The organism is Bacillus sp. FSL K6-2869 (assembly GCF_040869405.1).
GTDB classification, from domain to species: Bacteria; Bacillota; Bacilli; order Bacillales; family Bacillaceae; genus Bacillus; species Bacillus altitudinis.
Map to the genome: position 1 here is coordinate 236854 of NZ_CP152035.1, position 23664 is coordinate 260517.

A 23664-nucleotide genomic window follows, 5' to 3' on the forward strand; every position below is an offset into this window, starting at 1 on the left:
GAGGGTTACCTATCATAAATAATAGCAAAGAAAAGGAAATTGTGCGGTCTCTTGTAATCTAGTAAAAAAGTTCTCTTATTTATCAGGTCTGATGACCCATTCTTTTCCTCATCCCCACATTTCTTTTGACTCCTTTATTGATTATTAGTACCATTTTATTAACCAGTTAAGAGTGGAGGTTCAGATGGAAACAAACGAGCAGATTGTCTTAAAAGCGATTCAAGATTTGATTATGCATAGGGAAAAGAAACGGAACGATCCAACAGATCCACTGATTACCACGACTGATACACTCAAGCAAGATTGGACACTTACACAGCTTCATATTTTATCTATGATTCAAGCAAACCCTAATGAATCCAATAATACATTTCTTTCACAACAACTAAAACTATCAAAACCAGCCATTACTAAGGCTGTGAAAAAGCTCATCGAAAAAGGCATGGTCGACTATTGCCACCGGCAAGGTGACAAGAAATCCGTCTATTATTCACTCACAGAGGAAGGCACACAGCTTGCGGCACTGCATGATGAGCTTCATGAACAGGCAGTCTCCTCCTACTTAGAATTCCTCCATGAATTTAATGAAGACGAGTTACAGGTTATTGAGCGTTTCTTAAAGGCTTGGAAGGAAAAGATATAAATAACGGACCGAAAGCTTTCTATAAACTAGATGCTTTCGGTTTTTTTATGGTAAAATTAACATATATTGACGTTATTCGTGATGATGTGAAAAGGGGGGAGCTTCTTTGGGGGAAGAAATGATGGAAAATTTTAAAAAATCAGCAACCATCATGCCGTTCGTCGGATTGTTTGTCAGCTTGCTATTATTTGTTTATTTTTTTGGTATCACAGGAGTTGAAGGGTCGATTTGGGCTGCTGCATTGTATTGTGCTCTGCCCTTTTTAGGGTACACGATCTTCTATCTGCCTGTATGTATTTATTTTAAAGTTAGTAAAAAACACTCAATCCATAAAAATGAGGAACAGACGTGATTGTGGTCAGCGCTTGTCTTGCGGGATTAAAGGTCCGTTATAATGGCAGCCATCGATTAGATCAACGTATCGAGGAGCTTGTGCAGGAAGGAAAGGCGGTAACAGTTTGCCCTGAGCTGCTTGGCGGCTTCTCTACACCAAGACCTCCCGCAGAAATTATTGGTGGAGATGGTCATGATGTCTTACGGGGGCAGGCTTCTGTTGTTGATGTTCATGGAACAGATGTGACAGAGATGTATGTAAATGGTGCACAAGACACGCTTAAGCAGGCTCAGACTCTTGGCGCAACATCCGTCGTGTTAAAAGAGTACAGCCCTTCCTGCGGAAGCCGGATGATCTATCGGGGAGAGTTTAACGGGAAGACAAAGGCTGGGGACGGTGTGACGTCTGCCTTGCTGAAACAGCATGGGATTCAAGTATTCTCTGAGGAGGATGATTGGACCTCGCTGTTTGTATAAGGATGGCGTGAATTGAAGGAGGAGTTAGGTTGAAGAAGTGGATCATTGGTTTAGTAGTCGTTATTTTCATCGGAATAGGTCTTTATTTTATGATCAATGCCAAAACATATGCTTTTGATGATGTGGTCTCGATTGATAAAGATAAAGTGACTTCCATTCAAATTGAGCATGATGATGAGCGCGTTGTGGTGGATAAGAAAGAGGATATTCAAAAGCTGCTGAAGAAATTTTCGGGTATTCAATTAAAGAAAATAAACGAGGCTAAAAAAGCCTCAAAAGAATCTTATTGGATCAGAGTGTACGAGAACGAAAAGCAAACTTATGGTCTGACTTTTTATGACCAAATCTTTTTAGAGACCTATGATGGTTCTAAAACAAAAAATCGAATCAGTGAATACCAAATCGTTGATGCAAATCAAGTCGATATTGGACAATACATCAAATAAGATCATTCAGTCTATGAATGGTTTCAGCGTGTAGACAAACCCTCGCATTCGTTGTCAGTCCTGCGCGCTGGTGCTCACGAATGACAAATTCGCTCCGCGCCAGTACTCGTCCTTCCTAGACTGCAAAGGTTTTCTATCACGCTGAAAAGAAGACAAAGGGCTAAAATCAAGTTCATTTTAGCCCTTTGTCAACTATCTGAGATCATTCAGTCTATGAATGGTTTATCTTCATGCATGATCTTTCGTACATTCGGGTATAGTGCATGGTAAGCAAAAATGAAGCGGAGGTTTGTTTGATGAGTGGATTAACAGATACAGTCACATTAGCAAACGGAGTGAAAATGCCGAAGCTTGGCTTTGGTGTATGGCAAGTAAAAGATGGGGATGAGGCTGTGAATGCAGTCAAAGACGCACTAGAAGCGGGCTATCGCAGTATAGATACAGCAGCGGCCTATCAAAATGAAGAAGGTGTTGGCAAAGCCATTCAGCAATCAGGCATCTCTCGCGATGATCTGTTCATTACGACAAAAGTGTGGAATAGTGATCAAGGATATGAGTCAACGCTTGAAGCCTTTGAAACGAGTATGAACAAACTTGGTCTGGATGTATTGGATCTTTATTTAATCCATTGGCCGGTTGAAGGCAAATATAAAGAAACGTGGAAGGCGCTAGAAAAGCTGTATAAGGATGGCCGCGTGAAAGCCATTGGCGTATGTAACTTCCATCAGCACCATTTAGAAGATTTATTAGAAGAGGCAGAAGTGGTACCAATGGTCAATCAAATTGAGCTGCATCCGAAGCTGACGCAGGAGCCTTTACGTGACTACTGCAAGGCAAAAGGCATTCATGTAGAAGCATGGTCGCCATTAGGCAGCGGGAAACTTCTTAACCATCCGGTGCTTCAAGATATTGCGAAAAAACATGAGAAGTCAGTGGCGCAAGTCATTCTTCGCTGGGACTTGCAGCATGGCATTATCACCATTCCGAAATCTGTGACGAAGAGCCGAATCATCGAAAACACAAACGTATTTGATTTCGAGTTGTCCGCCCATGAAATGAGTGTCATTGATCAGCTCAATGAAGATGAGCGCACGGGTCCAGACCCAGATAACTTCGATTTTTAATATAAGAAAAGCACGGGCGGGATGCCTGTGCTTTTTTATTTGCCGGTAAGTTCAGACCGTTTTTTGAGGCTGATAGGTCTCAATGATTTGAATGGCGTCGACAATTTGCTCTTTCGTATAGTTTCCAATCAAACAAAAGGTTTCATCTTTACGTGCAGCATGGTTTGCCACTGTATGTGCTGCTTCCTCTAGCTGAGCTGTGATGCCAAGCTCACGCATCGTTCTAGGTAATCCGAGTGTTTGATAGAGCTCAAGTAATTCTTCTACTTCCGTCATACGGTTTTCTGCGGCAAGCTGAACGAGAATGCCATAGGCCACTTTTTGTCCATGTAACACATGATGTGTTTCATCAATAAATGTTAATCCATTATGAACGGCATGGGCTCCTGCCATTCTGCCATAACGTCCTCCATAGCCGCCGACTGTTCCGGCTAACGTAATAATCGTATCTGTTACATCTGCAAAGGCTTGAGAAAGCTGACCTGTTTTTAAACTGCTAACGGCTTCTTCACTATGAGTCAGAAGAATGTCACGAACGTACACTGCCTGCTTTAATGCAGCATGTACCATGAGTGGCAAGGTGCCTTTTGTGTTGCGAATAATGGCTTCCGCTTCATACCATTTTGCCAGCGTATCCCCAATTCCGCTTTGGAGATAGGAAAGAGGAGATGAAAGCAAAAAAGTATGATCAATTAACGTGAGATAGCTGGACCGCTTATGATAATCGACCCTCATGAAATTCCCTTTGTCATCATAAATGACGCTGAGCGGTGTAGAAGCCGCACATGTCCCAGGAATCGTCGGCACCATGATCACTTCAATTTGGAGAGCGTCGGCAACAGACTTCGCTGTATCTAAAATCGTGCCGCCACCGATCCCGATGATCACGTCTGAACTCTTGAGTTCTTCCGCAATTCGTGTGATCGCATTTGGTGAACTGTAACCTTTATGCTGAACAACAGGCCACTCGGATGGAAGCTTTGTGTACTGTGAAAAGGCTTGATATGAGTCATATCCTGTCACTATAGCTGGTGACTGAAAGGGAGTAACAAGTGACTCGATTTCATGATAAATCCCCTTTTGAGAAATAAACTGGTTAGGACCGCTTCTGACGATCTCTTCTGGCTGGATCATTGACTTATGCTCCTTTACGAAATCATATAGTACTTAAATCATCTCATTTTACAGAAAGTTCTGTCAAATAAATGGACAATATGAGACCATAGACTCTTCCGTTTTATGGAATTGAACTGCTGACATTGCCTTAAGGTATGTATTTCCTGTATGATATAAAATGGTATGTTTTGATTAAATTTAAGAGGTGTTTATATATATGGAAAAACAATATCGTGTATTACTTTACTATCAATATGTCCCCATTGAGGATCCAGAAACGTTTACAGCAGAGCATCTAGCATTCTGTAAGGAACTTGGTTTGTTAGGTCGTATTCTTGTTTCATCTGAAGGCATAAACGGAACCGTTTCTGGTACCATTGAGCAGACGGACAAGTACATGCAAGCATTGAAAGAAGATCCACGCTTTGCGTCCATGCCAATTAAAATTGACGAAGCAGATGGTCATGCGTTTAAGAAAATGCACGTCCGCCACCGAAATGAATTGGTGAATTTAAGTCTTGAAGATGATGTGAATCCGTTAGAATTAACGGGGAAACATCTCAGCCCAGTTGAATTTTACGAGCAAATGCAATCACCTGATACGGTCGTGATTGATGCACGTAATGATTATGAGTTTGATGTCGGTCACTTCAGAGGTGCTGTGCGCCCTGACATTGAGACATTCCGTGAATTACCTGAGTGGATTCGTGACAACAAAGAGATTCTTGAAGGGAAAAAAATTCTGACGTATTGCACAGGCGGCGTACGCTGTGAGAAATTCTCAGGATGGTTAAAGCGTGAAGGCTTTGAAGATGTATCCCAGCTTGACGGTGGAATTGTCACGTACGGAAAAGACCCGGAAGTTCAAGGAAAGCTATGGGACGGTCAATGTTATGTGTTTGATAACCGCCTAACGGTTCCAGTCAATCAAACAGAGCACGTCGTGGTAGGAAAAGATTTCTTCACTGGCGAACCTTGCGAGCGTTATGTGAACTGTGCGAACCCTGCATGTAACCGCAAAATGATTGCAACAGAAGAAAGCGAGCATAAATATATGCGCAGCTGCAGCCATGAATGCCGCACAAGCGAACGTAACCTTTATGTGAAACAGCACAATTTATCTGAAGAAGAAGTTCAAGAAAGACTAGCTGTCATTGAAAAAGAACAAGCAATCTCACAAGGATAAGAGGGTCTCCCTTTTATCCTTTTTTCTTTGAATGATACGTGTTCAGAGGGAAGAGGAAGTCATTACCTCTTTCTTTTTTGTTTTGTTTTTTTCAAAATAAGGGTAAAGGTAGTTAATCAGTCTAATAGATTGAACAGTTGAAAAAGCGCTTTCTTTTGAAATAAGCATGTTCGACTATTTCAGAAAATGGAGAATTGAGAGATAATATAACAGGCAAAAAAATGAACAAAGATAAAAGTTCAGATCAGAAAGTATTTGCCAATGGAATGAATGGTGAGCTGCTATAAAAGAAAGGCGCTTGCTCGACACATGCTCTGTATTTTAATCGAAAGGTGTTATGAACATGAATCATTTGCATCGTAGGATGGGAACTTTCGCTTTAATGATGGTAGGTCTTGGCTCAATCATTGGTTCAGGATGGCTCTTTGGTGCGTGGCGGGCTGCTCAAATCGCCGGCCCTGCTGCTATTTTGTCATGGTTGATCGGGATGGTTGTTATTTTATTTATCGCATTGTCTTATAGTGAACTCGGGTCGATGTTTCCAGAGGCAGGCGGAATGGTCAAATATACGCAATATTCACATGGCTCTTTTATTGGATTTATCGCCGCTTGGGCAAACTGGATCGCCATTGTCTCAGTGATTCCTGTTGAGGCAGTGGCATCCGTTCAATACATGAGCTCATGGCCTTGGGAGTGGGCAAAGTGGACAAGCCATTTGGTCACAAAAGGGGTTTTGACGACCGAGGGGCTCATGGTGGCAAGTGTGCTGCTGGTGATTTATTTTCTGCTCAATTATTGGACAGTTGGGTTGTTTTCAAAGGCGAATACATTCATTACGGTTTTTAAAATCGTCATTCCAGGATTAACAATTGGTGCGCTCTTATTCGTAGGTTTTCATAGTGAGAATTTTACTTCTGGAACAAGTATTGCGCCGAACGGCTGGGCGAGTGTGCTCACAGCTGTCGCAACATCAGGGATTGTGTTTGCTTTTAATGGCTTCCAAAGCCCGATTAATATGGCAGGAGAAGCGAAAAATCCAGGGCGTTCGATTCCAATCGCCATTGTTGGATCGATTTTGATTGCAACGGTCATTTATGTGCTGCTGCAAATCGCTTTTATTGGCGCTGTCGATCCGTCAATGATTGTGAATGGCTGGGGGCATTTGAATTTCAACTCGCCATTTGCTGACCTTGCCATTGCGCTAGGAATCAACTGGCTTGTCCTTATTTTATATGCAGATGCGTTCGTTTCTCCTTCTGGAACAGGGATTACGTATACGGCGACGACGTCTCGTATGATTTATGGGATGGAAAAAAACAAGTACATGCCAAGTGTACTTGGCCGTCTGCACCCAATTTATGGTGTGCCTCGTCCAGCGATGTTTTTTAACTTAGGCGTATCGTTTATCTTTCTGTTTTTGTTTAGAGGATGGGGGGTTCTCGCTGAAATTATCTCTGTGGCGACCCTGATTTCCTATTTGACAGGACCTGTGACAGTAATGACGCTGAGAAAGACGGGCACAGATTTATATCGTCCACTGCGAATTAAAGGACTCAGCATCATTGCTCCGCTTGGTTTTGTCTTTGCATCATTGACACTGTACTGGGCGAGATGGCCGCTGACGGGTCAGGTGCTGTTCATTATTCTCATCGGTCTGCCAATCTATTTTTACTATCAAGCAAAAGCGAAGTGGAAGGGCTTTGGCCGTCACTTTAAAGCAGGTGCTTGGATGGTTGTGTATTTGCTTGTGATGATGACGATTTCTTGTCTCGGCAGTGATAAATTTGGCGGGTATAACGTCATTCATTATGGTTGGGATATGGCGCTCATTGCAGTTGTGGCATTGTTATTTTATATGTGGGCACTCAAAAGTGGATTTGAAACAGAGTTTTTAGAAGATGCGAAAAAAATCAATGATGAACTGCGTGCTTCTCAGAAAGAAGCCGCCTCATCTAAGGAATAACGGAAGGGCTGCCTGAATACTGCGGGCAGCCTTTTATTTGGATGAGTGATGCATGACATGTTGCTTTAGCCAAGTGGTAACGCCGTGTAGAACGGTGGCTGTCACAAGACAGATAAGCGCATATCTCCATAGCTGATCTAAGCCTTGTCCACTAAGCCAAAAAACAATACCTAGAATAAAGAGAGTCAGAATGAACATGAATAAAAAAGATGCTGACCAGAAAAAAGCCTTCATCGAAGGTCACCTCCTCGGGGTATTGTATGCAGGCCGAGGGAGGATCAGACCAGCAAGAAAGAAGTGAAAATGTCGTTAAATCTATTTCAAAAGTCAGATAAAAACGCCAAGTGATTTGACAGTTGTGTTAAGATGAGAGCATATTTTGAGTGTAGATGGCTGGTTATAGACGGAGGTGTTTGGAGATGCAGATTCAAAAGGTTCTAAACAATAATGTCATTAGTGTGATAGATGAACAAGGAAAAGAAATCGTCGTCATGGGCAGAGGCATCGCTTTTCAAAGACGTCCCGGCGACCCGGTGGACGAGGCGTTAATTGATAAAGTGTTCCGCCTAGAAGATCATTCCGTACATGAGCGGATGAAAATGTTGCTTCAAGAGGTTCCATATGATGTCGTCAAGGTGACCGAGGAAATGATCCAATACGCACATACAAAGCTGAACCGAAGATTAAACGAAAGTCTGCATGTATCGCTGGCAGACCATATTCATTACGCCATTGAACGATTAAAGAAAAACCACTTGATTGAGAATTCGCTGATTTGGGAGATTAAACGTTTATACAAAGATGAGTTTCTCGTGGCGAAGGAATGCCTTAAGATGATTGAAGATCGTCTTCATATTGAACTGCCTGAAGATGAAGCGGGCTTTATTGCCATGCATATCATTAATGCAGAGCTCAATGAAGACATGAATACAACGGTCAATATCACTAAAGAAGTGAATGCCATACTGACCATTGTGAAATATCATCTGAACATGGAATTTGATGAAGACTCGCTCAACTTTTATCGTTTTCTCACACATTTACGCTTTTTCGTACAGCGTCTCATCAACGAAACGTTACTCGTCAGTGAAGATCAAGATTTATATCAGCTGATTAAAGTGAAATATCCGAAGGCGTACGAATGCGCAAAGAAAATCGCGGAATATGTGTATCAAACATATCATCGCGATCTAACATCAGAGGAGATGCTCTATCTATCGATTCATTTGAATCGACTCATCAAACGAGAAAAATAAAGATAGAATTTTAAAAGAAAGCGTTGACATCATAAAAAGTGAGTGGTACTATTTGCTCATAAACATAAAAGAATACGGTTTCACAATGATCGTCTTAGAGGATTGTGACTGTTCGGCAGGCAAAACCTAAACGTTCACTGAAAAAGCGCAATAGCAAGTTGCGACTATTTTTGGTGCCCGTTTAGGTTTTTATTTTGCCTAAAAACGTATTTTTTTGAAAAAAAGGGGGTTTTTGTATGAGTCATCGTCAATTAGCAGAAGACATTATCAAACATATCGGGACAGAGAAAAATGTTCATTCATTGGTTCACTGTGCCACAAGACTTCGCTTCACATTAAATGACAGATCAAAAGCAGATAAAGCGGCCATTGAAAAATTAAATGGTGTGGTGACTGTCATGGAAAGCGGCGGCCAGTTTCAGGTGGTCATCGGCAACACCGTACCAGAGGTATATCGAGAGATTGGGGAGTTTACGAATCTATTAGAGGATTCCACTTCTTCATCTGCTAGATCAAGTGAAGAAAGTACAAGTCTTTTCGGAAAATTCGTCGACATTGTTTCTGGAATTTTCACACCGCTTCTAGGTGTTATGGCGGGTGCCGGTATTTTAAAAGGACTTCTAGGCATCTGTATCAATGCAAAATGGTTATCACCTGAAGATACGTCGTATCAAATTTTATTTGCCGCATCAGACAGCTTGTTCTACTTCCTGCCGCTGCTACTCGCATTCACTTCTGCTAGGAAGTTTAAAGCGAATCCATTTGTCGCTGTGACGATTGCAGGTGCACTGATCTACCCGACTATTCAAGAGCTCACAAAAGGCGGCGGAGATGTGTCGTTCTTCGGCATTCCGGTTGTCTTAATGTCTTATACATCAACGGTTATCCCGATTATTTTGGCAGTGTTTGTGATGGGATATATCGAACGTTTCTTTAACAAAGTCATTCATGAAAGTGTGAAAAACTTTATTACACCACTGATTTTACTGGTCACGGTCGTTCCACTGACGCTGATCGTATTTGGACCATTTGGTGTGTATGCAGGGAACGGAATTGCAGCCGTCCTGCTGAAAGTATTCTCCTTTAGCCCTACACTTGCCGGTGCTTTAATTGCGATGGCATGGCAGGTTCTTGTCATCTTCGGTATCCATTGGGGGCTTGTGCCAGTCATTTTAAATAATATTGCGGTTCATGGAAAAGATCATATTAAGCCGGCTACTGCGCCAGCTGTATTTTCACAAGCCGGTGCTTCCATCGGTGTTATGCTGAAAACAAAGAACAAAAAGCTGAAATCATTAGCTGGATCAACAGCGGTTTCTGCTGTATTTGGAATTACAGAGCCTGCTGTATACGGCGTCACACTTCGTTTGAAAAAACCATTTATTGCAGCGGTTATCTCTGCCGGTGTCGGTGGTGCCATTATCGGTTATTCACAAAGTATTGCGATCGCGTCAGGTCTTCCGAGTTTACTGACACTTCCGATCTTCTATGGTCAAGGATTTACAGGATTCTTAATCGGAATTTCCGTTTCATTTGTCCTTTCAATCGTCTTAACCTATTTGATTGGATTCAAAGATCCTGTGGATGAAGAAGATGCTCCTGCAACTAGTTCTGTACCAGCATCTGAAAATGAACATGGTGTCAAAGCAGCTCATGTGAAAAGTCCTTTATCTGGCGAAGTCATCAAGCTAGAAGAGGTGCAGGATAAAGCCTTCTCATCTGGCGCATTAGGTAAGGGTGCAGCCATTATTCCATCAGAAGGCAAGTTGTTTGCACCAGTAACTGGAGTCGTGACAACGGTATTCCCAACAGGACATGCATACGGTCTCACCTCTGAAAGCGGAGCAGAAGTACTCATTCATATTGGACTGGATACTGTACAACTTGGGGGCCGTCATTTTACGCCGAAGGTTGAGCAGGGCCAAACCATTACAGAAGGTGAACTGCTTGCGGAGTTTGATATTGAGGCCATTCAAGCAGCAGGTCTTTCTGTCACAACACCTGTGATTATTACCAATTCCGGTGAATTTAGCGATATCATTGAGACAGAAGAAAAACAAGTGACACCAGGACAATCATTTTTACACTTAGTTTAAGAAAGGGAGGACATAATCATGAGATATTCAACACTAGCACCATTTCCAAAAGACTTTTTCTGGGGCGGATCGACTTCCGCCTATCAAGTAGAAGGTGCATGGAACGAGGATGGCAAGGGACCTTCAGTCATTGATATGAGAGAAAGCTATCCTGAAGGAACAACTGATTTTAAGGTAGCCAGCGATCACTATCATCGATATAAAGAGGACGTGAAGATGTTTGCAGAAATGGGCTTGAAAGCTTATCGTTTCTCCATTGCATGGACACGTATCATTCCAGATGGAGATGGGGAGATCAATCAAAAGGGAATTAACTTCTACCATTCTCTCATTGATGAATTGCGCCGCTATGACATTGAACCAATTGTGACGATGTATCACTTTGATTTACCTCATGCGCTTCAAGTGAAAGGCGGCTGGTCAAATCGTTCGACAGTCGATGCGTTTGAACGTTATGCGGAGGTTTTGTTCCAGGAGTATGGCGAGAAGGTAAAATATTGGTTGACCATTAATGAACAAAACATGATGATCTTACATGGATCAGCTCTAGGTACACTGGATCCAAATTTAGAAAATCCGAAAAAAGAACTATATCAGCAGAACCACCATATGCTTGTGGCACAGGCGAAAGCCATGACGCTTTGTCATCGTTTGCTGCCTGATGCGAAAATCGGACCAGCGCCAAACATTGCCCTAATTTACCCGGCATCTCCAAAACCTGAGGATGTCATTGCTGCGGCTAATTACAATGCGATCCGCAACTGGCTATATCTTGATATGGCGGTATTCGGTCGTTATAACAACCTTGCATGGGCATACATGAAGGAAAAAGACATTCTTCCTGTGATTGAAGAGGGAGATATGGATATTTTGAAAAGTGCAAAACCAGACTTCATTGCCTTTAACTACTACACATCTCAAACGGTTGAAGCGAGTAAAGGAGATGGCAATGATGAATTTGCCCGCGGCGGAGATCAGCATTTAAAATCTGGTGAAGATGGCGTCTACAAAGGCGGCAACAACCCGTTCTTAAGTAAAAATGCATTTGGCTGGGAGATTGACCCTACCGGTTTCCGATCAACGATGCGTGAGATTTACGACCGCTATCAGCTGCCTCTTATTATTACGGAAAACGGGTTAGGCGCTTTTGACAAGTTAGAAGCGGATGGATCGATTCAGGATGATTATCGAATTGATTATCTAGAAAAACATATTGAACAAATCAAATGGGCGATCACTGACGGTGTTGAGGTATTCGGGTACTGCCCGTGGTCAGCCATCGACTTAATCAGTACACACCAAGGCTGCTCAAAACGCTACGGTTTTATCTACGTCAACCGTGATGAATTTGACCTGAAAGACCTGAAGAGAATTCGGAAAAAGAGCTCTTATTGGTATGAAACATTGATCGAGCAAAATGGAGAGAACATCGGGAAGTAACAATATCACACTAAAAAACCCCTAATTTTTAGGGGTTTTTTTCTCTTCATGACTTGTAACTATATCAACTGGATGTATCAAGTTTTCATCATCATTATCCTCATCAGTGTAAGGCATAATAAGTGAATCCAATTCTTCCTTATCATCAACTAAAGCAACGTAAGTTGTATAATCCTCTAAATCTGATGGGAACAATTCAGCTTGACCAACATTACTTTTCAATGCTTGGTCAATAGCACTCTTTAATTCTATTAAACCCTCACGATTACCAATAATATAAGAATCCATATGCCAACTTTTTTGAGCATATATATGACAAATCTTATCTCTATCTTTCATTCTCTCATTACACCCTTCCTGAAGAATTTAATTGATTATGTGCCAACACGCCAACCACATAAAACGTCAAACGTCTCTTTGGCTTTTATGGCGTCTAACAGCTTTTTATCTCTTTCAAGAAGACTGCTTTGTATGTATGCTTGCTGTTTTTTCAACTTGCTGGAGTTTACCGATCACATCTTACTCTCTACTATCATTATACCCCGAATTTCATCTCATTTATAGACTGTTTTCCGCCCACATCAGCCCGTATACTGTTATACGCAAGTCAAAAACGATAAGGGATGTGGCTGTATGAATGACAAGAAAGATGTTTTAGATCCTGGGCCGTTTTTTCATGGGACGAAAGCGGAATTGAAGATTGGGAACCTGCTTGAACCGTTGCATTTATCCAACTATCAGGATAAACAATCGAACCACATCTATTTTACTGGAACATTAAACGCAGCCAAATGGGGAGCTGAATTAGCCCGGTCTGATGCAAAAGAGAGAATTTATGTTGTAGAACCGACAGGCGAGTTTGAAGACGATCCGAATTTGACTGACAAAAAATTTCCCGGTAACCCGACCCGTTCCTATCGATCGAAATCCCCTTTGAAAATTGTCGCAGAATTAGGCGCTTGGGAAAGACATTCCGATGAAGAAATCAACCATATGCTGACGTCGTTGAAAAAGTTAAGGGAAGAAGGAAAAAATGTCATATACGATTGATTCGTATGTGAGGAATAGATGAATAAAAGGCCGCCCGATTTCACTTGGGCGGCCTTATGTGCTATTGAAACAGGACATGCATCAGCTCATCAAATGTCCTTGCATGTGTCAAGGAGTGAAGGCGGTCAGGACTGTCTAACAAATCGACAGCTTGTTCAAAAAATTGATTCATGCAGGCAGCGTCATCTTTCTGAATGGCTAACAAGAAAATCAGAGATACTTGATCGCCCTGCCAATCAATTGGCTGTTTCAATCGTGCAATTGCCACGCAGGAGGTGCCTTCATTTGTGATGAGCGGGTGAGGCATTGCAATCCCCTTGCCAAGATAGGTCGATGACATTTGCTCCCGCTCCAGCACGGAGGAACGAAAAGAAGATGAAACAAGCTGATACGCCTCCAGCCGGCTGCAAAGCGTATCTAATACCTCTTCTTTGCTTGAAAGGTTCACATCCAACAAGGTCAATCGTTCTTGGAAAAAAGCCATCAGCTCCTGCGAAGGGGCACCGTGTCCGTTTAACAGGTGAATGACCTCACTCACACGCTGGACATCATGATGTTCAAAAAAAGCATTCACTTGAATGATTGGTTTCCCCTTTGGTGCGAGAGGTACGGTTGTAATAATCACATCACATGGCAAAGTGGTGCTAAAAGCGTAATCCTGATAAGAATAAAGCTCAACAATCTCAAGCTCATGTTGAAAGGCCGCCTTCAATTTAATTTCAAGCAGACGTGCCGTTCCTAGTCCAGACCCGCATACAATAATGGCCCTCTTTTTTTGTGAGGTGTCAAGATGACTTCTTTCAAATGAAGCAGCAATATGTAAGGCAACATATGCCGCTTCATCTTCATTTGGCGTCCGCACCAGCTGTAAGGCATTGAGTCCGCTGACGGCCAAATCAAACGGATAAGGGTAAGATGTTTTGATCTCATGCAAAAGCGGATTTTGTAAAGACACGCCGTATTGAATTCGATTTAATAATGGCTTCATATGCAGCATCAAATCTTGACGCAGGATATCGTCATCTACAAAACGATGACCGCTTGTTTTTTCAATGTGCTGGAGAAATCGTGTCACCGCCTGACGTACTTCTTCTGTCGTTTGGTGCTCATCAATTTCTTTCCACGTTTGATTCGCTAAGAGATGCATCACCAAGTAATCTGTTTCATCCTCTGATAAGGTGACATGAAACGTGTCGCTTATTTGATGCGTGATCTTTTGAGCGATTCTTGTTAACACTGGCGGTCTTTGTGTGTGAGTAGTACTGGCGGGTATCCGCTGTTTTTTTTGCGTTTGTTGAATGGCAATCGCTAAGTGAATCACTAAATTCTTTAGGGCAATATCTTTAATGAGCAGTGATTCTTGATATAGATTTGTCAGCACAATGGATCGAATGGTTTCAAGTGAAATGTCAGGGAAATGAAGCTGTTCCCGCTCAGTTATATGAGATAGGGCGGGTTCTTCTTCAAGCAGTAAGTCTGCGTAGCACGTCCTTTTTTGCAATTCGTATCCGTCTACTTTTAAGCCAAATCCAGGCTTTGAGACAAGGGTCATACCGTAACGGGCTAACAGCTCCCGTCCTTTTTTTAAATCACTGCTGACCGTCATACGGCTGATGAACAATTCTTCTGCTAATTGATCAATTTTTAAGTAGTCTGATTGAAGCAATAGTTTTCTCATCATAAATCGTATGCGCTCTTCTGGCATGACGGGTACGAGAGAGCGGGCAGGAAGCTTTTGCTGATGGAGCCAAAGCAGGAAAGCGTCTTGGTCACTTGTTAAGAGCGTATACCCTTTCCCGCGGATGGTCTTGATCATGGCTCCAGCTTGTGTTAACAGCTCGTTTGCTTCTTTGATTAAATTGCGGATGGAGCGGTCAGATAAGCGAAAAGAGGCAGTGAGCTCCTCCAGCTTCACGAACCCTTTCGTTTCAAATAGCCGCTGAATGAGCTGGTAGGTTCGAGTATCTGCCGTCATCATCATTGCGCCGCTCCTTGTTCCTTTAAGGCATCAGCTCCAAGGGCGATGGCTCCCATTAAACCAGATAATCCGTCAAAGGAAGGCTTTGTGACGATTTCATTTAATGGCTTTGGTAGTTGTAAGTAACCATGAAGCCGCTCGTCTGTTTCTTCAAGGATGAGCGGCAGCAAGGCCGGCTGTTTCATGACACCTCCACCAAAAATAATGCGTTCTGGTGAAAGGGTGAGTAATAAATTTGCGGTCATTTGCCCAAGATAATAAGCTTGAAGTGACCAGGCAGGGTGCTCCTCTGGCAGCATTTGTGCCAATGTATGATAGCGGCCTTCTATGGCAGGTCCAGATGCCAATCCCTCTAAACAATCATGATGGATCGGGCAGCAGCCCCCATAGGTGTCATGAGGGTGGCGCTGAACGGTGATATGTCCCATTTCTGGATGAAGCAGTCCGTGAATGAGGCGGTTTTCAATATAGGCACCGCCGCCGATTCCCGTCCCAACCGTGATATAGATCAAGGAATTTGGTCTGTCTGTTTCCGTTGAAAAACGAGCTTCACCGAGCGCCGCACAGTTCACATCCGTATCAAGCTTCATAGGGAGACCGAGTGCTTGTTTTAAGGTTGAGAGTAATGGAAATTGGCGCCAAGCTGTTTTGGGTGTTTCGAGAATCGTTCCATAGCTGGGGCTGTGTTCTTTTACATCGACAGGTCCGAATGCGCCTATGCCAATCGCATCAACTGGATGCTCTGTAAAGTATTCGATCACTTGCCGGCATGTTTCTTCTGGGTTCCCTGTTGCAAAGGAAGTCATATGTTCAATCGTTCCGTCTGTTGTTCCGTAGCCGCAGACAAATTTTGTACCGCCTGCTTCGATGCCTCCAATTCGCATGATCAATGCCCTCCATTAAAGAGAGGCGGAATCCAAATGGATCCCGCCCCTACATGTTCATTTTTTCTTTACAATGTAGGTTTGTACCTGACAAGGTGTGAGCGGTTCAATGTGTAATGATCCATGTTGTGCTTTCAGTATATGTCCTTCAGGTGTTTCGCCTAAATTCGCTGTTTCTCCATGTTGTAGAGATGAACTATTGATTGAAGCGGCTGTTTGACGTGTTAAATATGGATTGAAGAGACGAATGACAATGCCTGTTCCATGCTCTTCTTTTTTCAAAGCGCTTAGAACGGCCCCGTCTGTTTCAATGTCAAGCAGGCTATAAGTAGATTGTAAGTCTTCTTTTTCATCTCGGAAAGAGAAAATTAAACGACCGTTTAAAAAGTCTGCCCGCTCGTAGCACTGAACCGGGGTGGTGTAACGTTTAGCAAGCTGAGCCAAGTGTCCTTCACTTACCGCTTCTTGGCTATAGTGCATGCCAAAGGAGAATGATAGCGATCCTTGAAGCTGGGCATCAGGTGTTTCCACGATTTTTTCTCCAGAAGCCCGGCCGGGACGGTAAAGAAGGTTTTCTTTCCCCATTTTTCCGAAACAGCGGAAGAGTGTGTAAGCAATGGTTGTGTAGCCCGCGCCTGTGATTTGGTATTCTCTGACGCAGTCCGTCAAAAGAGAGACACCATATGCTTCATCGCGAAGTGCAACAAATGATTGCATGGGTTCAATGGTAATCGGTTTTTCTTCCCAATGTTCATTGTTCCACCATTCTAGCTCTTGCGTCAGCTCCGTTGGACGTTCGATGGTGCCAAACTGTTGATCGCTGAGTGATACGTTTGACGCAATACCTGTATCAAAGAGTACCCGTAGACGGTGGTCTAGCGCATGGTTGTCAACATTCACATGAAAACGGATGACCGCTTCATCTTTATTTAAAGCCACCTTCGCTGTGATCGGGAGGGAAGTCGTCCCCTTTTGCTCCGAACGTTCCTCTAAATCATATGGGACAGTCAATTGAAGCTTGATGGTGAGCTCTTCCTGTAAACTGCTTTTCGATACGGTAATGTCTGCTGATGAGATATCTTTAGATGATACATAAAGATCCTCACGCGGTGGTGAATAGTTATAAGAATCCCCATCATCTCCGTTGTCTTCAAAGATCATTTGCTCAGAGAACGTTCGTCCAGTCTGTTTATCCGTAATTTCTAATGACCCATTGTCATTTGCTGCAATGCGGTAAAACGTATTTTCAATGACACGACCTTCTGTTTTTTCCAAAATGGATTCACTAGATTCATCGAAAACCATGCTGACTTGTGTATAACCAACGGGTGGCAAGTCGACTGCTTCAATGAGTAAAACAGCTTTCCATACTTGCTTTGGCATGTACACTTCTTTGCTTGGGTTAAGTGAAATCTGCTGTGCTAAGACATAATCTGTCACATCGGTTTTGCTTTTGACTGTGTAGTGAAGAGTTCGTCCATCAGCGTCTTTTAGTGTAAATGGACGTTCTGTGATAAAGGTTTCGACTTCAATGACTTCAGAGCGCTTTGAAGGTAGTGTATTAAATAAAGTGAACGTGATTTCTTGCTCAGTTTGCAGCCGGATGGCGATGAGACGCATGTGTAAGTCCACCAGATTCTCGGCGATTTCTTTTGCCTGCTTGTAGCGGAAGAAAACGTCTTGATTCGTCGTATCACTGTTACAGCCGCCAATGCTGTCATGCGCTGCATTTTCAAACATGAGGTACCAAATATCACGCACCGTGTCATGCGGATAGTCATGTCCGAGTGAATAACTGATTGTAAGGATCGGCTCCATCACATTGACAAGATAGTTTTCAATTTGGTTGTTTAAGATTTTCAAATCTGCTCTTGTTGAAAAAATGGACTTATGAATTCGCATATGCTTGGCATGAATGAGTTCTCCTTCTAATGTCTCAAAAGAAGTCCGCTCTTTTTTCACTGCTGCAATGTAGTCTTCTAAACTGCTGATTTGATAGTTATGCTCGTCTATTTCATTGGCTTTTTCTAATAAGTCAGGCAGGTTTTTACGAATAGGCGCTTGGTCAAAGCCATTTGGGAAATAGACATTCTTTGTCGTGGCTTTTGCTTGCAGCGCCCCGATTTTTTCAGAAAGAAAGGCTTGCAGGTCTTCATCCTTCTCAGGAATATTTCCTCCGTAGTAGTAGCCAAATGGCAGATTCACTGCAAACACTTCACTGCCATCCGCCCCGCGCCAATTAAATTCTGTGTGATTCGTCATATGATCAGAAACGCCGCGCCAAAAGGCTGTATCGACAATACCAAAGCCTTGATAAATTTGAGGCATTTGTGCAGATTGACCGAAGGAATCAGGGACATAACCGACCTTCATGACATGTCCAAACTGCTGACAGCGCTCAATCCCATATTGCAGGTTCCGTACAATCGATTCCCCAGAAATAACGAGCTGATCCGTTTGTGTATACCACGGACCGATGATGAGGCGCTTTGCTGTGACGAGCTGTTTGATTCGATTTTCATCCTCTGGGCGCCATTTCAAGTAATCATCTAGCAAGGATGCTTGTGCATCGAGCATGAAGTAATGGAACCGTTCATCTGTTTCGAGGGTGTCCAATATGTCCATTACGCTTTTCATTAAGTAGATACGGGAGCGGGAGGTGGTAAAATACCATTCCCGGTCCCAGTGAGTATGTGGAATCACATGTACATTGACAGTCATTGTGTAACGACACCTTTCTTTGTTCAAATTATCCTTCTAGCACAAGGTCAAAATCATCTTCTTCTTTCTGCTTCTGATCATGTTCGGGCTTTTGGGGTTCTTTTTTCTCAGAGAAGTTCACAAGTAGGTTGGCACCAATTCCAATAACAAGTGCGCCAGTTAGCGCGCCGATTAAATACGCCCACCAGTTTCCTACTGAGAAGAATCCGTATAGTCCGCCAATTGGCGGCATGATGTCATGGACACCTAATAAGGCAGCAACCCCGCTTCCTGCAGCACAAGCGACGACATTCAGCGGAATCAATTTCAAAGGATTGACGAGTGTAAAGGGAATGGCTCCTTCTGTAATCCCGATAATCCCCATCACAAGGCCGCCTCGTCCAGCTTCTCTGAAGGTAGGAGAGAAGTTGCGTTTTCGAATCAATGTCGCAAGCCCGTATCCTAGCGGCGGAATGACAATCGCGATATTGACGAGAATGGCAGGAAGATAGACACCTGATAGGAAGAGTGCGTTACCAGCCATCCAAGCTGATTTATTCACTGGGCCGCCAAGGTCAAAGCCAATCATGGCACCTAGAATGAGAGCAAGTGCGAGTGTGCTCGTTCCATCTGCGACCATGCCTTTGATCCATTCAATTAATGCGGTGTTCAAAGCTCCTAATGGACCGCCTAGCAGAACGGACATGAGAAGTCCGGTTAAGCCAACAGTAATGAGCGGTAAGATGAGCAGAGGGACGAGTCCAGCTGCAGAGCCTTGAATTTGAATTTTTCTTTTCACAAAGAGAGCGACATATCCGGCAAAGAAACCTGCAATGACGGCGCCGATAAAACCAGCATTTGTTGAGCTGGCAAGAGCTCCGCCGATAAAGCCGGCCGCAAGACCAGATTTATCCGCAATCGAATAGGCAATAAAGCCAGCGAGCAGTACGTTCATTAAGCCAATGCCTGTCCAGCCAACCTGTTCCATCAAATAGGCACCATGTAAAATGCCGCCTGCATCTTTATAGGCGTTTAAATCTGACACACCAAAACCTAACCCGACTAGTTTGGCTAAACCAACGATAAGTGAAGCTCCGATGATCACCGGAAGAATATAAGAAATACCGGTCATGAGGTGGCCTTCAATGACTTTTAATTTTGCTTTCATTCTGCTTTGCTCCTTTCTATATGGCATTGCTCTTGTTTATTGGGATTCAGATTTTTTCTTTTCAACCAGCGCAACGGCTTTTGTGATGATTTGCTCGGCATTTTTTAGGGCGCGTCCGATTTCGACACGAACAGTAGGAATACCTGAGAAGCGTTCAGCGTCGTTAATATGCTGATTGGAGGCGATAATGCAAAGGTCTGCCTGCTTGGCTTCCTCTGCTGTAATGCCATTCACCTGTCCCATAATTCCTTGTTGTTCGATTTTAATCTCGTGTCCAAGCTGTTTACCCGCATTCTCTAATGCTTTTGCTGCCATTGGTGTATGAGCTAACCCTGCTGGGCATGAAGTAACACCGACAATTTTCATTGTGTAATCCCCTCTTTCAATTGTTGTTCAATGACTTCGTAATAATAGTCTGCTGTTTGACCGGGTTGAATCTTTTCGATGAAAGCAGGCTCCATTAAACTTGTGGCAATGCCAGACAGTAATTTGAGGTGTGTGACATTGGCCTCTTCTAGTGGAACGAGCAGTGTAAATAAATAGCTTGTTGGCAAATCGTCGAAGCTTCCCCATTCAATGGGTTGTTCAAGTTCTAAAAAGAGAAGTGAAGCCGTTTGAACAGCAGAGCTTTTTGTATGAGGAATCGCAAAACCTTGCTGAAGTCCTGTTGAGACTTCGTCTTCGCGTTTCAACAAATCTGTTAATAACCCTGACTGATCATCTGTAATGTGAAGGTCTTCAGCTTTCTCGGAAATGTATTGTAAAATCTCATTCTTTGATCGACCGTTTACTTGTGTAAAAACATGATCTTTTTGGAACAAGCTGATCCCTTCTCTCTTGTTTGTTAAGCGCTTACAATTTGATTGTAATGTACTTTTCGACATGGTTAAATAGCATCATTTTCCGTTTGAAATGGCAAAAAGTTTATGAAGCGATCAGACTAGTCATCTGAATATCTCAAATCCTAGCTTAAAACGAGTTTAATTATGTCAAAAATAGATTCTACTAAAAAGGATTCTGTGATATTCTTCCAAGGTATTGTAAAAGATAAGGGGGTCTTTTCATGTTTAAAAAGCAGGTCAAATCCTGTGTGGTTGTACTCATGGCCATCATTCTATGTATGGCTGTATTACCTGGGTACGAAGCATCAGCAGTTAGTAAAGGCACAAGTGTCAATGAAGCCATTGGGTTGAAAGATGGTGAAGTCATCTCAGGTACATTACAGAATGAAAAAGAAGAGTCATGGTACCAAATTACGCCATCTGCAGATGATGTGGCAAAACATACACATATGCAAATTTCTGTCAAAAGCAAACAAGTGTTATCTGTATCGGTCTACCCAAGTAAGGATAGAGCGATAAAGGATGACACTTATTCGAGATATCGTGTGGACACAGCAAGTGGAGAGACAGAAATCAACTTCCCGCATGCATGGTCAGGTCCTTACTATGTCAAAGTGCTGTATTTAGGTTCAGAGGAAGACAGCCGTGATGAGGAAGAGGATGCAGCATATACAATCGGGTATAAAGGTGCGAATCTTCCGCCATCTGAACCGATTTTCCCTGAAGAAGAAGAGCCAACGATCATCATTATTGAGAAAAAGCATGGACGTGAAATTCTTCAATCCATTCGTACGATCGAAGACAAACGATTCAATGAAACAGCCGATGGTCAGAAGCTGACACGTCTGCTACAAAAAACAAAGCCGTTTCTCAAATCTAAACTCATCAACAATCAAAAAAAGCAGCAAACGGTGTACAATCATTTGCTGACATTAAAATCATTGCTGAATGACGTAGAGAAAAATGGTGCATTCAGCGGTCATATCGTCACAGAGAAAGAGCAACAGGCGATCCGTTCCCTTTTTGATATGCTCAAAGAGGCAAGTCCAGCCTATTTAAAAAAGGAATTAGAAACAGTGGGGCAAAAACTAGGAATCGATCAGCTTGAAGGAAAATCGATCGGTTATGTATTAGAGAAACAAAAGCTTGTTCCAGAAGAAAAGGTCAACACAAACAAAATCATCTTTAAATTAAAGGATGGTCAAACGCTTCAATCCGCAAAAAAGAAGATGAAAGGCTACGGAATTCAAGAAAACCGTGTGACATCTCAGTCAGTAAATCCTTTATTTAAAGGAATGTATGTTTACGATGTACCGGCAGGGAAAGAATCAGCTGGCAAAACGCTTAAAGCAGGCACAGCTGTGATCAAAAGCACGGCGAGAAAGCTTTCTAGTATGCCGAATGTTGAATTTGCAGAGCCTGTACAAACGTATCGTGCGCTCAGCAATGACGCGCAGTATGGTTACCAGTGGCCGCTGAAAAACAGTGCGCAGAACAGTGGGAAAAAAGGCGCTGATGTGAAGTTTGAACAAATGAATACATTGATTGGTACAAGCAAAATGAAGCAAACGTTAATCGCTGTTGTGGATACAGGTGTCGACAGCCGTTTGTCTGATTTAAGCGGAACGGTTCGCACAGACTTAGGTGCCAATCTGATTGGCCGTAATAAAGATGCAATTGATGACAATGGCCACGGTACCCATGTGGCAGGTATCATTGCAGCAAAAGCCGATAATCATTACTCCATGGCAGGGCTGAACCAACATACAGGTATCATCCCAGTCAAAGTACTGGATGCGTATGGAAATGGAGATACAGAGCATATTGCTCTTGGCATTAAACATGCAGTGGACAAAGGTGCAAAGGTCATCAACATGAGCCTTGGCGGCTACTACAGCAAGGTCATTGAATATGCGATGAACTATGCTGCACAAAAAAATGTATTAGTGGTAGTGGCGAGCGGAAACGATGGCATTCCAGAAATGGGTTATCCTGCGACTTCCAAGTACGCCATGGCAGTTGGGGCAAGCAATCGCATGGATATTGCTGCTGAATTCTCAAGCTATGGGAAAGGATTAAGCATGTCTGCACCAGGGTCTGATATCCCAAGCTTAATGCCTGATGGGAATGTTTCATACCTGAGCGGGACATCAATGGCTACACCGTATGTTGCAGCAGCAGCAGGATTACTGCTTTCTAAAAATCCAACCCTGAAACCAAATCAAGTGAGAAATATTTTACAAAATACAGCGGATGATATTTCATTTAAAGCTGTTGATGGAACAGATGACATTTTCTATGATGAATATGACGAGCCTGTTGTTGATCCGAAAATTCCGGGTATCGATTGGATGACAGGACATGGCAGACTCAATGCTTTTGCCGCGTTAAGCGCTGTTGAATTAAACGCATCAGTTAACAAAGTAGAAGATCAGCATCAAAAGGTGACAGGAAAGGCGAAAGCCGGCGCTGCCATTTCTGTGTATAGAGGCAAAACCCTGCTTGGAAAAGGCACGGCAAGCAAAAAAGGAACCTTTAGTGTGAAGATCAAGCATCAAAACAAAAATAAAGTGCTTCACATCAAGATGTCAAAAGGAAAGGCTGCGACTTCGCTCAAAACGGTCGTGAAAAAGGGCAAAGCGCCAGCTAAGCCAAAGGTGAATCGAGTAACAGTGAAAAGTAAAACGGTCAAAGGAACTGCGGGTGCAGGCTTGACGATCAAGGTGAAGAACAAATCAAAGAAAGTCATTCAAACGGTCAAAACCAATAGCAAAGGCGCATTTACGGCTAAAATCAAGCCGCAAAAAGCCAAAACCGTCTTGTATGTGACAGCTTCAGATGTGAGAAAAAGAGAAAGTAAAGCAGTGAAAGTTGTTGTGAAAAAATAGTCTTGTAGCTTCCCTTTTGAATAAAAAGGGAAGTTTTTTGTTTTTTACTGGAAAAATGACAATAACTGTCGATA

21 protein-coding genes are annotated in these 23664 nt (G+C 42.9%); 12 read left to right on the top strand and 9 right to left on the bottom strand.

Going from position 1 to position 23664, the window contains the following annotated elements:
• Positions 1-184 precede the first annotated feature (184 nt).
• The 5 genes from MHI58_RS01330 to MHI58_RS01350 all read left to right on the top strand — a co-directional run bounded on the left by MHI58_RS01330 (position 185) and on the right by MHI58_RS01350 (position 3023).
• Positions 185-643 (top strand): MarR family transcriptional regulator, encoded by a 459-nt coding sequence (locus MHI58_RS01330; protein ID WP_024719151.1) that lies wholly within the window; start codon positions 185-187, stop codon positions 641-643.
• Between the two features lie 106 nt (positions 644-749).
• A complete protein-coding gene (locus tag MHI58_RS01335) occupies positions 750-995 on the top strand; it encodes a hypothetical protein (RefSeq protein WP_034647562.1) in 246 nt (81 codons plus the stop codon).
• Positions 992-1453 (top strand): DUF523 domain-containing protein, encoded by a 462-nt coding sequence (locus MHI58_RS01340; RefSeq protein WP_282900982.1) that lies wholly within the window; start codon positions 992-994, stop codon positions 1451-1453. The genes MHI58_RS01335 and MHI58_RS01340 overlap by 4 nt, the downstream gene beginning before the upstream one ends.
• 29 nt (positions 1454-1482) lie before the next feature.
• Entirely contained in the window at positions 1483-1899 is a 417-nt protein-coding gene (locus tag MHI58_RS01345) for a hypothetical protein (RefSeq protein WP_282900983.1), read from the top strand.
• A gap of 296 nt (positions 1900-2195) precedes the next feature.
• Positions 2196-3023, top strand: a complete 828-nt coding sequence (locus MHI58_RS01350; RefSeq protein WP_008343867.1) for an aldo/keto reductase — start codon at positions 2196-2198, stop codon at positions 3021-3023.
• 51 nt (positions 3024-3074) lie between these two features.
• On the opposite strand, the gene MHI58_RS01355 is transcribed toward MHI58_RS01350, so the two are convergent.
• Positions 3075-4157 carry an iron-containing alcohol dehydrogenase family protein gene (locus MHI58_RS01355; RefSeq protein ID WP_034647506.1) on the bottom strand — a complete coding sequence of 361 codons (1083 nt, stop codon included), beginning with the start codon at positions 4155-4157 and terminating at the stop codon, positions 3075-3077.
• A gap of 199 nt (positions 4158-4356) precedes the next feature.
• On the opposite strand from MHI58_RS01355, the gene MHI58_RS01360 reads away from it, so the two are divergent.
• Both MHI58_RS01360 and MHI58_RS01365 read left to right on the top strand, forming a co-directional pair.
• Positions 4357-5325, top strand: coding sequence for a rhodanese-related sulfurtransferase (locus MHI58_RS01360; RefSeq protein WP_007498459.1), 969 nt, complete (start codon positions 4357-4359; stop codon positions 5323-5325).
• A gap of 343 nt (positions 5326-5668) precedes the next feature.
• The gene (locus MHI58_RS01365) at positions 5669-7288 is read left to right on the top strand and encodes an APC family permease (protein ID WP_024719047.1); all 1620 of its coding nucleotides are present in this window, start codon (positions 5669-5671) and stop codon (positions 7286-7288) included.
• Positions 7289-7321: 33 nt separating this feature from the next.
• On the opposite strand, the gene MHI58_RS01370 is transcribed toward MHI58_RS01365, so the two are convergent.
• Entirely contained in the window at positions 7322-7522 is a 201-nt protein-coding gene (locus MHI58_RS01370) for a hypothetical protein (protein WP_024719046.1), read from the bottom strand.
• Positions 7523-7707: 185 nt separating this feature from the next.
• Here MHI58_RS01370 and licT point away from each other — a divergent pair, with 185 nt between their 5' ends.
• From licT to MHI58_RS01385, 3 genes are all read left to right on the top strand, one after another.
• Positions 7708-8544 (top strand): BglG family transcription antiterminator LicT, encoded by an 837-nt coding sequence (gene licT, locus MHI58_RS01375; RefSeq protein WP_282900984.1) that lies wholly within the window; start codon positions 7708-7710, stop codon positions 8542-8544.
• A 236-nt stretch (positions 8545-8780) separates the two neighbouring features.
• Positions 8781-10640, top strand: a complete 1860-nt coding sequence (locus tag MHI58_RS01380) for a beta-glucoside-specific PTS transporter subunit IIABC (protein WP_058336293.1) — start codon at positions 8781-8783, stop codon at positions 10638-10640.
• Positions 10641-10658: 18 nt separating this feature from the next.
• Positions 10659-12080 (top strand): glycoside hydrolase family 1 protein, encoded by a 1422-nt coding sequence (locus MHI58_RS01385; RefSeq protein ID WP_368004359.1) that lies wholly within the window; start codon positions 10659-10661, stop codon positions 12078-12080.
• A gap of 21 nt (positions 12081-12101) precedes the next feature.
• Here MHI58_RS01385 and MHI58_RS01390 read toward each other — a convergent pair whose 3' ends face one another.
• Positions 12102-12419 (bottom strand): hypothetical protein, encoded by a 318-nt coding sequence (locus tag MHI58_RS01390; protein ID WP_035390595.1) that lies wholly within the window; start codon positions 12417-12419, stop codon positions 12102-12104.
• A gap of 294 nt (positions 12420-12713) precedes the next feature.
• Between MHI58_RS01390 and arr the strand changes: the two genes are divergently transcribed.
• Positions 12714-13130 carry an NAD(+)--rifampin ADP-ribosyltransferase gene (arr, locus tag MHI58_RS01395; RefSeq protein WP_045034647.1) on the top strand — a complete coding sequence of 139 codons (417 nt, stop codon included), beginning with the start codon at positions 12714-12716 and terminating at the stop codon, positions 13128-13130.
• 61 nt (positions 13131-13191) lie between these two features.
• On the opposite strand, the gene MHI58_RS01400 is transcribed toward arr, so the two are convergent.
• From MHI58_RS01400 to MHI58_RS01425, 6 genes are read right to left on the bottom strand one after another with little or no spacing between them, the layout of a single operon-like run.
• Positions 13192-15111, bottom strand: a complete 1920-nt coding sequence (locus tag MHI58_RS01400; protein WP_045034646.1) for a BglG family transcription antiterminator — start codon at positions 15109-15111, stop codon at positions 13192-13194.
• Positions 15108-15992 carry an ROK family protein gene (locus tag MHI58_RS01405; RefSeq protein WP_073415799.1) on the bottom strand — a complete coding sequence of 295 codons (885 nt, stop codon included), beginning with the start codon at positions 15990-15992 and terminating at the stop codon, positions 15108-15110. The genes MHI58_RS01400 and MHI58_RS01405 overlap by 4 nt, the downstream gene beginning before the upstream one ends.
• 57 nt (positions 15993-16049) lie before the next feature.
• Positions 16050-18713 carry a mannosylglycerate hydrolase gene (gene mngB, locus MHI58_RS01410; protein WP_045034644.1) on the bottom strand — a complete coding sequence of 888 codons (2664 nt, stop codon included), beginning with the start codon at positions 18711-18713 and terminating at the stop codon, positions 16050-16052.
• A gap of 28 nt (positions 18714-18741) precedes the next feature.
• A complete protein-coding gene (locus tag MHI58_RS01415) occupies positions 18742-19860 on the bottom strand; it encodes a PTS fructose transporter subunit IIC (RefSeq protein ID WP_017358746.1) in 1119 nt (372 codons plus the stop codon).
• A 36-nt stretch (positions 19861-19896) separates the two neighbouring features.
• On the bottom strand, positions 19897-20226 hold the full coding sequence (locus MHI58_RS01420; protein ID WP_007498438.1) for a PTS fructose transporter subunit IIB: 330 nt from the start codon (positions 20224-20226) through the stop codon (positions 19897-19899).
• The gene (locus tag MHI58_RS01425; RefSeq protein ID WP_007498437.1) at positions 20223-20681 is read right to left on the bottom strand and encodes a PTS sugar transporter subunit IIA; all 459 of its coding nucleotides are present in this window, start codon (positions 20679-20681) and stop codon (positions 20223-20225) included. The genes MHI58_RS01420 and MHI58_RS01425 overlap by 4 nt, the downstream gene beginning before the upstream one ends.
• A 242-nt stretch (positions 20682-20923) precedes the next feature.
• Between MHI58_RS01425 and MHI58_RS01430 the strand changes: the two genes are divergently transcribed.
• Positions 20924-23590, top strand: coding sequence for a S8 family peptidase (locus tag MHI58_RS01430; RefSeq protein WP_045034643.1), 2667 nt, complete (start codon positions 20924-20926; stop codon positions 23588-23590).
• Positions 23591-23664: the final 74 nt, after the last annotated feature.